The organism is Frankia sp. Hr75.2, from assembly GCF_949319125.1.
GTDB classification, from domain to species: domain Bacteria; phylum Actinomycetota; class Actinomycetes; order Frankiales; family Frankiaceae; genus Parafrankia; species Parafrankia soli.
In genome coordinates, this window is record NZ_CASGGV010000300.1 from 1 (window position 1) to 12,055 (window position 12,055).

The window sequence follows — 12,055 nt, forward strand, 5'->3', positions numbered from 1 at the left end:
CATGCAACGACTCCCGCGGGTCCTTCTCCCGCGACACCCGCCCCTCGAACATCCCCACCTCGTCCCTGCGCACCACCACACCCCGGTACGACTCCGGCACCGCCAACGCCCCGAACTCCGCCCGCCGCTCCGGCGAACGCCCCCCACCAGCCATGATCGCTTCGAGGATCCGCTTCATTCTCGATCTACCTCCGGCGTCTGTCGGGTGCCCGGTGGCGGGGCTCCGCCGCCCGGCGTGGTGGACGACCCGCAGGTCGGCGGGCCAGGAGAACTGAGGGGTGTCGGCGTGCCGCGCGACGCGATAGAACTTCTGGGACAACCTTGGAGGGTCGGCGCGCGTCAGACTTTGCGTGACCGCGCCCATGACAGTCGTGGAAGGGTGGCGGCCCGTGCCTGCGCGGAGCGACGCCGCCCGTAGCGCCGTCGCGCGGGACGCCGACGCCGCTCTGACGGCGTTGTACTCCGAGCACTACCGATCCCTCGTCCGTCTCGCGGCACTGCTGCTGGATGACATCGGGTTGTGCGAGGAGGTCGTGCAGGACGCCTACATCCGGGTGCACGGTGCCTGGGGTCGGCTCCAGGACCGGGACAAGGCCCTGGCCTACCTCCGTCAGACGGTGGTCAATCTCGCACGGTCCACCCTCCGGCGTCGACTGGTCGCTCTCAAGCACGCCCCCAAGCCGATGCCCGACGCCGCGAGCGCCGAAGAGGGGGCCTACTCTCTGGTCGAGCGGGCCGCCGTCGTCCAGGCACTGCGGGAGCTGCCCAGACGGCAACGGGAAGCGGTCGTGCTCCGCTACTACGCGGACATGTCGGAGGCTGACGCCGCCGCGGTGATGGGCTGCAGCGTCGGGTCGGTGAAGGCCTACACGTCACGGGGGCTGGCGGCACTGAGCGGCAAGCTGGAGGGCCTGCGGTGAGCAGCGGGCTCGAACCGGAGGAGCTCACCCGCCTGCTGCGGGCGGCGGTGGAGCCCGTGCGGGCGTCCCCCGACGCGCTGCACCGCATCCGGGCCGGGGTGGAGCGCCGCCGCTGGTGGCGCCTGCCGCTGATGGCCACCGGTGGCGTGGCGATGGCCGCCCTGATCGTCCTGGCCATCGTCGCGGTCCGGCCGAAGTCGTCGAACCAGCAGGTCGTCGAGCCTGCCGCACCGCCGCTGGTGTCCTCGGTGCTCTCCGAGACCAGCCGGCCGGCCACCCCGTCCACCGGGGGGTCTGGCGGCTCGAACGGCGGCAACGGCGTCCCCGGCTCGACCAGGCCGCCGCGGGCGACGTCCAGCCCGTCGGTGGCGGCGACGACCCCGCCGTCCACCGTGAGCCCGTCGAGCCCGCCCGCGAGCTCGACGCCGGGGCCTGGCGGCTCCGGTGCTGCGGACCTGCCCACCCCCGTTACCCGCCCGGCGGGCGCCAGCGACGTGGACGGGGACGGGATCGGCGACCCGGTCCGGGTCAACGAGACGACCTCGAAGATCGAGGTGACCCTCTCCCGCAGTGGCAGGACCACCAGCGTCGACCTGCCCGGCCTGCAGCTTCCGACGGTTCACGCCGTCGTGGACGCGAACGTCGACGGCTTCGCCGAGATTCTGGTCCGCACCGCGACCCGCGACGGCATCGAGGAGTACACGATGCTCCGCTACGCCGCGCGGGACGTACTCGCGCCGGTCACCCTCGGCCCCGGAGTGCGCCTGTCCGCCGGCCAGCGCGACAACGCCGGCTTCGGCTTCGGCTGCGACGAGACCGGGATGCGGCTCGTCGCCGGCACGTCGTCGACCGTCGGAACGGACTTCCAGGTCGTCACCACCCCGCTCCAGCTCACCCTGGAGGGGCTGGTCACGGCCGGGCAGGGCACGACCACCCAGATGCCGGCGTCGGGCGCGAACGGCCAGTTCCGGGCATCCTGCGGCGTCTTCTCCTGACCGGTCCGCCCACCGGTCCGTTCTTCCTGACCGGTAGGCCGACGGCCCGTTCGTCCTGACCGCCGCCGTGGTTCGCCGCCGCTCCTCCGGGCACGGTGGGCGATGTTCGTCACACAGGGCCGCCCTGGGGCTGTTCCGGCGGGCGGCACCCCCGGCGCGTCCACCAAGATCACGTTATTGTTGCTGGGAGAGTTTTGTTCTCCCCACCCGTCCGGCTGTCGTGGCCGGCGGAACGCGGTCGCGGCACATCGCGGGGGTAGCCTCGCGGCATATCGCGGGGGTAACCGTGCAGGGCCGGTGCCGCGCGAGCCGGTACCCGTGACCTAGGAGGCGTCCATGCCTGGTTCTGTCATCGTGGCCGGTGCGCGCACCCCGATCGGCAAGCTCTCCGGCGCACTCAAGGACTTCACCGCGGTCGACCTGGGCGGTATCGCCATCCGCGCCGCGCTCGAGCGGGCAGGGCTGGCCGGCGACGCCGTCGACTACGTCATCCTGGGCCAGGTCATCCAGGCCGGCGCCGGACAGGCCGCCGCCCGCCAGGCCGCCGTGAAGGGCGGCATCCCGATGACGGTGCCGTCCACCAGCGTCAACAAGGTGTGCCTGTCGGGCCTGAACGCCATCTCGCTGGCGGACCTCTACATCTCCAGCGGTCAGTACGACGTCATCGTGGCCGGTGGCATGGAGTCGATGACCCGCGCGCCGCACCTGCTGCCCGCGCTGCGTGGCGGCGTCAAGTACGGCGACACCACCCTGACGGACTCGATCGCGGTGGATGCCCTCACCTGCGGGTTCGACCAGGTGTCGATGGGTCTCGCGACAGACCGGTACAACTCCCGCTACGGCATCACCCGCGAGGAGCAGGACGAGTTCAGCGCCCGGTCCCATCAGCGGGCCGCGGCCGCGGCGAAGAACGGCCTGTTCGAGAACGAGATCGTCCCGGTCGAGGTGCCCCAGCGCCGCGGCGACCCGATCGTCGTCAGCGCGGACGAGGGCGTCCGGGCCGAGACGACCGCGGAGAGCTTGGCCAAGCTGCGCCCGGCGTTCGACAAGGCCGGCTCGATCACCGCCGGCTCGGCCTCCCAGATCTCGGACGGCGCGGCCGCGGTCGTCGTGACGAGCCGGGCGAAGGCCGAGGAGCTGGGCCTGCCGATCATCGCCGAGGTGGGCCACCACGGCTACGTGTCCGGCCCGGACTCGTCCCTGCACTCCCAGCCGTCGAACGCGATCCTCGCCGCCCTGGCGAAGGAGAAGCTGACCCCGGCCGACCTCGACCTCGTCGAGATCAACGAGGCGTTCGCGGCCGTCGGCATCCAGTCGATGCGCGAGCTGGGGATCGGCCCGGACATCACCAACGTCAACGGCGGCGCGATCGCGGTCGGCCACCCGGTCGGGATGTCCGGCACCCGGGTCGCGCTCACCCTCCTGCTCGAGCTGCAGCGTCGCGGCGGCGGCATCGGCGCGGCGGCGCTGTGCGGCGGCGGCGGCCAGGGTGACGCCCTGGTGCTGCGCGTTCCGGCGTGAGCTCGGGCTCCGGCGTGAGCGCGGGCTCCGCCGGGGTCGCTCCAGCCGGGCGGGCGCGCGCCGCGCGCCCGAGCCCGGCGGAGCTCACCACCGCCGCCCTGGCCGGTGACCGGCGCGCGGTGGCCCGCCTGATCTCGCTCGTCGAGGACGAATCCGACGCCCTGCGCGAGGTGAGCGCCCTGCTTGCCCCGCACACCGGCCGCGCCCGGGTGATCGGTCTGACCGGGGCTCCCGGGGTGGGGAAGTCGACGTCCACCTCGGCGCTGGTCGGCGCCTTCCGGGCTCGCGGGCTGCGGGTGGGCGTGCTCGCGATCGACCCGAGCTCCCCGTTCACCGGCGGCGCGCTGCTGGGCGACCGGGTCCGGATGGTCGAGCACGCCACCGACCCGGACGTGTTCGTCCGCTCCCTGGCCACCAGGGGCAACCTCGGCGGGCTGTCCTGGGCCACCCCACAGGCGCTGAGGGTCCTCGACGCGGCCGGCTTCGACATCGTGCTGATCGAGACCGTCGGTGTCGGCCAGGCCGAGGTGGATGTCGCCTCGCTGGCCGACACCACGCTGGTCCTGCTCGCCCCGGGCATGGGGGACGGGATCCAGGCGGCCAAGGCCGGCATCATGGAGATCGCCGACATCCTCGTCGTCAACAAGGCCGACCGTCCCGGCGCCGACCACACCTACCGCGACCTCGTCGCCGCCGTCCGGATGGCCGGTGGCAGGGCGGTCGGTGGCACGGCGGCCGGTGGGGAGACGGAAGCCGGCTGGCGGCCCGAGGTCGTGCGACTCGAGGCCGCGACCGGGAAGGGCGTGCCGAAGCTCCTGGACGCGATCGAGCGCCACCACGACTGGCTGCGGGCGTCCGGTGAGCTCGAACGCCGCCGGCTGCACCGCGCGGCCGAGGAGATCTCCCAGATCGCCCTGGCCGGCATGCGGGCCCGGCTGGGCAGGCTCAACGGCGCGGCCCAGCTGGCCGACCTGGCCCGCCAGGTCACCTCCGGCCGCCTCGACCCCTATACCGCGGCCGCCACCCTCCTGGCCGCCATCCCCGACCCCCACCTCCCGCGCTCCGGGTGACGCGACGGTCAGCTGCCAGGGCGGCCAGCTGACAGCCGGCCGCCCTCCAGGCGTCAGGCGGTGGTGAGCTGCGAGGTGGCGGCGATCAGCGAGGTGACGTCCAGCGGCATGCCGAGGACCTGTACGGCGCCCGCCCGGCGCAGGCGGGTCCACTCGTCCGGGTCCACCTCGGTGGTCAGCACCAGGGCGGGGACGGTGCCCGCCACCGGGTCCGCGGCCAGCCGGGGGAGGAGATCGACCGCGGTCACGTCCGGCAGGTCGCGGTCGAGGAGGACCAGCGACGGGCGGGCCCGCCGGATGGCCTCGACCGCGAGGGCCCCGCGCGGCACGCTGATGGTGTCCGCCCCGAGCGCGCTCGCCAGGGTGTCGCTGACCAGGGCGCGCAGCCCCGGGTCGCCGCTGACATGGACCACACGAAGGCCACCCGGCTCGAGCTGCCCGTCGCCCATGAAGTCGTCCGGGTCATCCTCGGTGTGGTCGTAACGGACGTCCACGGCGTCCAGGACGACCGCGAAGACGCTGCCCACCCCGGGCCTGCTGGCAACCGTCAGAACACCGCCCATCGCCGTCACAAGGGCGTGGGAGAGGGCCAGACCGAGGCCGCTGCCCTCGACTCCGGTGTCCTCGGCCCCGAGGCGCTCGAACGGCCGGAACAGCCGGGACAGCGCGGACGGGGACAGCCCGATCCCGTCGTCCTCCACCTCGATGCGGATCCGTGAACCGGTGACCGGGACCACGCCGACCCGGACGTTGCCGCCCTCCCGGCCGTACTTCAGCGCGTTGCCGACCAGGTTCAGCAGGACCTGCCACAGCCGGCGGCGGTCCGCGTCGGCGATCAGCGGTCGGGCCGGATGGATGATCCGCCGGATCCCGCGGCGCTCGGCCAGCGGCTCGACCAGCTCGACCACGCCCTGGACGATGTCCAGCACGTTCACCGGCCCCTTGTTGATGTCACCGCGCCCGGCGCGCAGCCGCGCCAGGTCGAGGACGTCGTCGATCAGGGCCTGCATGTGGCGGCCGCCGGTGATGATGCGCTCGACGTCCTCGTGCAGGTCGGGCGTGAGCGGTTCGAGCTCGAGGAGCTGGGCGAACCCGAGCATCGCGTTCAGCGGTGTGCGCAGCTCGTGGCCGAGCCGCGCGACGAACTCGTCCTTGGACCGCGACTCGGTCTCGGCGGCCCGGCGGGCACGCGCATCGACGGTGTCGCGGGCGACTATGACCATCCCGCCGGCCGGGTCCAGCCGCGCCGTGACCGTGTACGGCGCGGTCGTGCCGGCCAGGTCGATCAGCGAGACGGTGCCCCGCCACACGCCCGTCCGGGCCAGTGCCTGCGACACCGGGCCGGCGAGCTCGACCCGGCACGCGGGATCGACCACGTCGGACAGGTCGTGCAGGTGCGGCGCCGTGCCGATCCGGTCTCCCACGAACGCGCGCGCGGCCGCGCCGAGTTCGAGGACACGCCCGTCACCGCCGACGACCACCACCAGGTCGGTCAGCGTGTCGAGCAGGGTACTCAGCCCCACCTAAGCCTCGTCTGCCTCGTCATAAGTCTGCATCCACCCCACGGCGGGTCATGGTAGGGCGTACCGTCAGCGCGCGTTGTCCCGGGTTTGGTGAACTCCGGTCAATTCTCACCTAGCATCAACATCCCGTGACGGGTTCGTCGCGAAAAATGGCTCTCCGGTCGGGTGGGCACCCATGGTTCGACTCCGCGTGGAACCAGCACGGACCTCCGTGTCCGCAGCGCGAGGCATGGTAGGCCTGTCCACATGCTTGTTGCCTTCAGCGTCACTCCCATCGGTCTCGGCGAGGACGTCTCGGCTCCGGTCGCCGAGGCGGTCCGGGTCGTACGCGACTCCGGCCTGCCGAACGAGACCAACGCGATGTTCACGATCATCGAGGGCGAGTGGGCCGAGGTGATGGACGTCGTACGGCGGGCCACCGAGGCCGTGGCGGCCCGGTGTGGACGGGTGAGCCTGGTGCTCAAGGCTGATCTACGCGAGGGCGTGAGCGACGCGCTGCACGCCAAGGTCGCCAGCGTCGAGCGCCACCTGGCCGGCGGCTGAGGCCGGGCGCGGGGTCTCCGGGTGTCCGGGTGTTGCCACCGGGGTGACCACGCGCGGAAAAGTGGCCCGGGGGCGTCCTGACCGCGACCGCCGGGTGTAACGATGGAGACATGCAGCGGAGGTCACCTGTCCCACCCGGCTCGCCGCGCAGGGGCGGGCCGGGCAGTATGCCCGACACCCTCGGCGGCCTACGGCTCGCCGGTGCGGTTCCCCTAGACCCGAAGCCGGCCCAGCCGCCGGCGCCCCCGGCCGGCCGGGCCGGCCCCGGCGGCTCTCCCGGCGGCGCGGCGCCCGCCGGTGCCGCCGGCCAGGTCGTGATCGACGTGACCGAGGCGACGTTCGCCGAGGACGTCGTGAACCGTTCCATGCAGGTTCCCGTGGTCATCGACTTCTGGGCCGAGTGGTGCGGGCCGTGCAAGCAGCTCAGCCCCGTCCTGGAGCGCCTCGCCGCCGCCGACGGTGGTCGCTGGGTGCTCGCCAAGGTGGACGTCGACGCCAACCCCGGTCTCGCGCAGGCCGCGGGCGTGCAGGGCATCCCCGCGGTCAAGGCGGTGGTCGGCGGTCGGATCATCGGAGAGTTCACCGGCGCGGTCCCCGAGCGGGAGGTGCGCGGCTGGCTGGACCAGCTCCTGAGCGTCGTCGGGGAGGCGATGGGCGGGCTGCCGGGGGCGGGAGTCGAGGGCGGTCCCGCGCTGCCGCCGAACATCGCCGCCGCGGAGGACGCGATGGCCACCGGCGACCTGGACGCGGCGGCCGCCGCCTACCAGGCCCAGCTCGCCGAGGCCCCCGGGGACGCGGACGCCACCCTCGGCCTGGCCCGGGTGGAGCTGCTGCGGCGGGTGCGCGGCTACGACCCGGCCTGGCTGCGTCAGCGGCTCTCGGAGAACCCCGACGACGTCGAGGCGGCGCTCGCGGTGGCCGACCTGACCATCGCCCAGGGCGACCCGGCCACCGGCCTGGGTCGCCTCGTCGACCTCGTCCGCCGCACCTCGGGCGACGACCGGGAGAAGCTGCGGGCGCATCTGGTCGGGCTGTTCCAGGCGCTGGGCGACGGCGAGCCGGCGGTCGCCCCGGCCCGGCGGGCCCTCGCCGCCGCCCTGTTCTGAGCACGTCTGTCTGACACTGCTGTCACCGCGGAGCCGCGGTGTGCCGCCGGGGAGGCCGAGTCCGACGAGGACCGGTCGCCCCGGCGGGCCCGGCTGTCAGGCCTCGGGGTCGGACAGCACGCCGTCTGCCGGCTCGCCGGCGGTCAGCTCGTTGTCGGTCTGCCCGTCGGCAGAAGTTCCGTCGCCGGCAGGTCCGCCGTCGGCCGGCTCGTGCACGAACCAGACGGTGCCCAGCGGGGGAAGTGACAGGGCCGCCGAGGCGGGCAGGCCGTGCGACGGGTCCGCCACCGCGGTGATCCCGCCGAGGTTCCCCATGCCGCCGCCGCCGTAGTCGAGCGCGTCGGTGTTGAGCACCTCGCGCCAGCGGCCCGGAAACGGGAAGCCGAGGCGGTAGCCGACCTGGCCGACGCCGGCGAAGTTCGTCACGCACGCCAGCGCCCGCTCGCCGTCCTCACCCCGGCGTACGAACGCGAAGACGTTGTTCTCGGCGTCGCTGGCGTCGATCCACGAGAAGCCGCTCGGATCGGAGTCGCGCTCCCACAGGGCCGGGATCTCCCGGTAGGTGTGGTTGAGGTCGCGGACCAGGCGGGCCACCCCGCCGTGCCCGGCCTCGCCGAGCAGGTGCCAGTCCAGCGAGGTGGCCTCGCTCCACTCGTTGTCCTGGGCGAACTCGCAGCCCATGAACAGCAGCTGCTTGCCGGGGTGCGCCCACATGTAGCCGTAGAGCGCCCGCAGGTTGGCCAGCTGGGCCCGGCGGTCACCCGGCATCTTGCGCAGCAGCGAGCCCTTGCCGTGCACGACCTCGTCGTGGCTGAACGGCAGGACGAAGTTCTCGGAGAACGCGTACATCAGCGAGAACGTCATCTGGTGGTGGTGGTAGGTGCGGAACAGCGGCGCCCGCGACGAGTAGTCGAGGGTGTCGTGCATCCAGCCCATGTTCCACTTGAAGCCGAAGCCGAGGCCCCCGAGGTGGGTCGGGCGGGTCACGCCGGGCCAGGCCGTCGACTCCTCGGCGATCATCATCGCTCCCGGCACCCGCCGGTAGACGGTCGCGTTGACCTCCTGCAGCAGCGAGACGGCCTCCAGGTTCTCCCGGCCGCCGTGCGCGTTGGGCACCCACTCGCCCGAGGGCCGGGAGTAGTCGAGGTAGAGCATCGAGGCGACGGCGTCGACCCGCAGCCCGTCGACGTGGAACTCCTCCAGCCAGTACAGCGCGTTGGCGACGAGGAAGTTGCGTACCTCGGACCGGCCGAAGTCGAAGACGTAGGTGCCCCAGTCGGGCTGCTCGCCGCGGCGCGGGTCGGGGTGCTCGTAGAGCGGGGTGCCGTCGAAGCGGCCCAGCGCGAAGGCGTCCCGGGGGAAGTGGGCGGGCACCCAGTCGACGATCACGCCGATCCCGGCGGCGTGCAGCGCGTCGACGAGGTGCCGGAACTCGTCCGGGCTGCCGAAGCGGGACGTCGGCGCGTAGTACGAGGTGACCTGGTAGCCCCAGGAGCCACCGAACGGGTGCTCGGCAACCGGCAGCATCTCGACGTGGGTGAAGCCGTTCTCGCGCACGTACTCGACGAGCTGCTCGGCCAGCTCGAGGTAGCTCAGGCCGCGCCGCCACGAGGCCAGGTGCACCTCGTAGATGCTGACCGGCGCGGCGTGCCAGGGGATGCTCGCACGCCGCTCGAGCCAGGCCGCGTCGTCCCAGGTGTAGCTCGACTCGTGGACCACGCTGGCGGTGGCCGGGGGCTGCTCGGTGGCGAAGGCAAGCGGGTCCGCCTTCTGCCGCCACACGCCGTCAGAGCCGAGGATCTCGTACTTGTAGCGGGTGCCGGCCCCGATACCGGGGACGAACAGCTCCCAGACGCCCGACGAGCCCAGCGAGCGCATCGGGAAGCCGCGGCCGTCCCAGAAGTCGAAGTCGCCGACCACCCGCACACCGCGGGCGTTCGGCGCCCAGACCGCGAAGCTGACCCCCGCGACTGTCCCGGCGCCGCCGCCCGGCCCGCGGTCGAGGCGGCGCACGTGCGCGCCCAGGACGTGCCAGAGCCGCTCGTGACGTCCCTCGCCGATCAGGTGCAGGTCGATCTCGCCGAGCGTCGGCAGGTGCTGGTACGGGTCGTCGACCACGTGGATCGAGTCGGGGTAGGTGACCTCGAACCGGTAGTCGGGGATGCCGCCGGGCACGGCGAGGGCGAAGATCCCACCGCTGTGCAGCCTCGTCATCGGGTGGCGCGTCCCGTCGACGAGGACGGTGACGGCGGTGGCGTCGGGGCGCAGCGCGCGGATGAGTGTCCAGCCCCGGGTGGGGTGCGCGCCGAGCACGCCATGCGGGTCGTGGTGCGCTCCGCCGGCGAGGCGGTCGAGCACCTCCCCGGGCAGTCCCAGCGGGGGCGCGCTCGCCGGGTCCGGTGTGCCGGTCGGTTCCGGGGCACCGGCCGGGCGGGCCGCGGCGGTCGGTTCCGGAGCACCGCTCGGGGCCGCCGGATCCGCGCCACCGGTCCTGTCCGCGCCACCGGTCCTGTCCGTGGCGCCGGTCCTCTCTACAACGCCTGGCCGGTCCACGACGGCGGTGTCGGTGAACCTCGACAGGTTCACCGAGTCAGGGCGCCCGTTCACGGATCCGGTCCGCCTCGTGTCGTCGGGGTCGTCCACTCCGGCCACCTGTCCTTCTCTCGTCGTCGAGATCGCGTCCCACCCAGGCGCCCCCCGGTGGGTTTCGGCGTGTCGCTCAGGGCGCGGGGAGCGCTGTTCGCTCAGCGCACGGGGCGTTTGTCCACTCAGGGCGCGGGGAGCTCAGTGGGTCGCCCGCCGGTCAACCGTTCGACCGAACGCAGCGGGATGCTGATCCAGCCCGGCCGGTGGCGCGCCTCATAGAGCACTTCGTACACGGCCTTGTCGAGCTCGAGACCACGCAGGACGGCGCCGCCGTCCCGGGGGTCCGCGCCGGACACCGCGCCGTAGCCGCGGCAGAAGGCGTCCCGGTTGCGGTCGGCCCACTCCAGCGCCCGGTAGGCCAGCGACGGCTCGTCGGAGCGCTCGAGCAGCATCGACTGGGCCGCGTAGTCGAACGACCGGAGCATGCCGGCGATGTCGCGCAGCGGGGATTCGAGCAGGGTCCGCTCGGGCACCGGCCGCGCCGGCTCACCCTCGAAGTCGAACAGCACCCAGCCCGACTCCACCCGCAGCACCTGGCCGAGATGCAGGTCGCCGTGGATGCGCTGGAACGGCGCCGCGTGGTCGGCGCGGCGGACCTCGTCGTAGGCGGTCCGCAGTGCGGCCTCGAACGGCGCGAGCTCCGCCACGGCCGCCAGCGCGGCGTCGAGCCGGCTGTGCAGGTAGTCGGCGACCTCGCCGAGCGCGGCGGCGTCGGCGGGCCGGGTCGGCAGCGCGGCGGCCAGGTCGCGGTGCACCTGGGCGGTCGCGGCGCCCAGCCGCTCGGCCTCGGCGGCGAAGTCGCCGCCCACCTCGTCGGCGTGCAGGTCGCCCTCGGCGTAGAGGTCGCGGACGCTGGCCAGGGCCAGCAGCCAGCCCTCGGCGCCGGTGCGCAGGAAGTCCTGCATGAACGCGAAGGTCGTCGGGACGCCGGAGAGCTGCCCGCTCAGCCAGGCCACCGGCCGGGCCACGTGCTCGCTGCCGGCGCGCGCCAGAACCCGGGTGATCTCCAGATCGGGATTCGTCCCGGGCCACAGGCGGCGGAAGACCTTCAGGATGTAGGCGTCGCCGTAGACGATCGAGGTGTTCGACTGCTCGGCGCCGACCGCGTGCGCGGGCAGGTCGTCCAACGACTCGACCGCCGTCGCGGTCAGCCCCTCGCGGCTCGCGCCCCGGCGCAGGTAGTCCAGCAGAGCGGCGCTTCCGTCGGAGTCGTGCAGGCCGTCGTAGACCAGGCCCACCGACGACTCGCCGATGAGGAACCCCTCGTGGCCGAAGGGGGCGTCCGGCCGGATCACCACCGGGACCTGGTAGTGGTCGGAGAGGCCGCCGTCGTCGTAGCGGACCTCCACCACCAGCAGGTGCATCGCCGCCTTCACCGCCGCGTCGAGGCTGAGGCGGACGTCCTGCCCGACGCGCAGCCTCCCGCCCGGCCGGCCCTTGCCCGCGAACCAGCGCTGCCTGGGCAGCCAGTCCGAGAGCAGGGCCGTGAGCTCGGAGTGGTGGTCCGTCATGCCCGACCTCCCTGCGCGTCACTTTTCACTTCGTCATCGGCGTCGAGCCGCCCCGCCGTGTTCCGCGGCTCTCCTCCGGCCTGGGTGCCGCCCGGGATGTGGAGAACCGCGCGGCACCGGAGGAGTGAATCCTGGCGTCGTCCGGCCCGGAGATCAAGACCGAACCGACCGGGTTCGGCCCGGTTCGGTTCCGCCCGGACACACCGCGCGGGCGACGCCA

Annotated in this window: 9 protein-coding genes and 1 pseudogene; 6 read left to right on the plus strand and 4 right to left on the minus strand. The window is 73.4% G+C overall.

The window, feature by feature from the left end; all coding sequences use genetic code 11:
• Positions 1-319, minus strand: a pseudogene (locus AC559T_RS24370) (hypothetical protein); the annotation flags it as partial.
• A gap of 43 nt (positions 320-362) precedes the next feature.
• On the opposite strand from AC559T_RS24370, the gene AC559T_RS24375 reads away from it, so the two are divergent.
• The 4 genes from AC559T_RS24375 (at position 363) to meaB (ending at position 4,506) form a co-directional block, all read left to right on the plus strand.
• Positions 363-920, plus strand: coding sequence for a SigE family RNA polymerase sigma factor (locus tag AC559T_RS24375; protein ID WP_050796088.1), 558 nt, complete (start codon positions 363-365; stop codon positions 918-920).
• On the plus strand, positions 917-1,915 hold the full coding sequence (locus AC559T_RS24380) for an FG-GAP repeat domain-containing protein (RefSeq protein WP_498870218.1): 999 nt from the start codon (positions 917-919) through the stop codon (positions 1,913-1,915). The genes AC559T_RS24375 and AC559T_RS24380 overlap by 4 nt, the downstream gene beginning before the upstream one ends.
• A gap of 336 nt (positions 1,916-2,251) precedes the next feature.
• Complete coding sequence (locus AC559T_RS24385; RefSeq protein ID WP_112109406.1) at positions 2,252-3,436, plus strand: acetyl-CoA C-acetyltransferase; 1,185 nt, start codon at positions 2,252-2,254, stop codon at positions 3,434-3,436.
• Entirely contained in the window at positions 3,433-4,506 is a 1,074-nt protein-coding gene (gene meaB / locus AC559T_RS24390; RefSeq protein WP_498870219.1) for a methylmalonyl Co-A mutase-associated GTPase MeaB, read from the plus strand. Before AC559T_RS24385 ends, meaB begins: the two co-directional genes overlap by 4 nt.
• A gap of 53 nt (positions 4,507-4,559) precedes the next feature.
• Here meaB and AC559T_RS24395 read toward each other — a convergent pair whose 3' ends face one another.
• Positions 4,560-6,029 (minus strand): ATP-binding response regulator, encoded by a 1,470-nt coding sequence (locus tag AC559T_RS24395; RefSeq protein ID WP_071065992.1) that lies wholly within the window; start codon positions 6,027-6,029, stop codon positions 4,560-4,562.
• A gap of 246 nt (positions 6,030-6,275) precedes the next feature.
• On the opposite strand from AC559T_RS24395, the gene AC559T_RS24400 reads away from it, so the two are divergent.
• Both AC559T_RS24400 and AC559T_RS24405 read left to right on the plus strand, forming a co-directional pair.
• On the plus strand, positions 6,276-6,572 hold the full coding sequence (locus AC559T_RS24400) for an MTH1187 family thiamine-binding protein (protein ID WP_020458684.1): 297 nt from the start codon (positions 6,276-6,278) through the stop codon (positions 6,570-6,572).
• Between the two features lie 167 nt (positions 6,573-6,739).
• On the plus strand, positions 6,740-7,678 hold the full coding sequence (locus tag AC559T_RS24405; RefSeq protein ID WP_498870220.1) for a tetratricopeptide repeat protein: 939 nt from the start codon (positions 6,740-6,742) through the stop codon (positions 7,676-7,678).
• A 96-nt stretch (positions 7,679-7,774) separates the two neighbouring features.
• Here AC559T_RS24405 and glgB read toward each other — a convergent pair whose 3' ends face one another.
• Positions 7,775-10,321, minus strand: coding sequence for a 1,4-alpha-glucan branching protein GlgB (gene glgB, locus AC559T_RS24410; protein WP_498870221.1), 2,547 nt, complete (start codon positions 10,319-10,321; stop codon positions 7,775-7,777).
• A gap of 125 nt (positions 10,322-10,446) precedes the next feature.
• Positions 10,447-11,835 (minus strand): maltokinase N-terminal cap-like domain-containing protein, encoded by a 1,389-nt coding sequence (locus tag AC559T_RS24415; RefSeq protein WP_112109410.1) that lies wholly within the window; start codon positions 11,833-11,835, stop codon positions 10,447-10,449.
• Positions 11,836-12,055: the final 220 nt, after the last annotated feature.

Bases quoted from the DNA above. Each gene is read 5' to 3' on its own strand.
- AC559T_RS24375 (WP_050796088.1), top strand. From the start codon at position 363: ATGACAGTCGTGGAAGGGTGGCGGCCCGTGCCTGCGCGGAGCGACGCC.
- AC559T_RS24385 (WP_112109406.1), top strand. From the start codon at position 2,252: ATGCCTGGTTCTGTCATCGTGGCCGGTGCGCGCACCCCGATCGGCAAG.
- AC559T_RS24400 (WP_020458684.1), top strand. From the start codon at position 6,276: ATGCTTGTTGCCTTCAGCGTCACTCCCATCGGTCTCGGCGAGGACGTC.
- AC559T_RS24405 (WP_498870220.1), top strand. From the start codon at position 6,740: ATGCCCGACACCCTCGGCGGCCTACGGCTCGCCGGTGCGGTTCCCCTA.
- AC559T_RS24415 (WP_112109410.1), bottom strand. From the start codon at position 11,835: ATGACGGACCACCACTCCGAGCTCACGGCCCTGCTCTCGGACTGGCTG.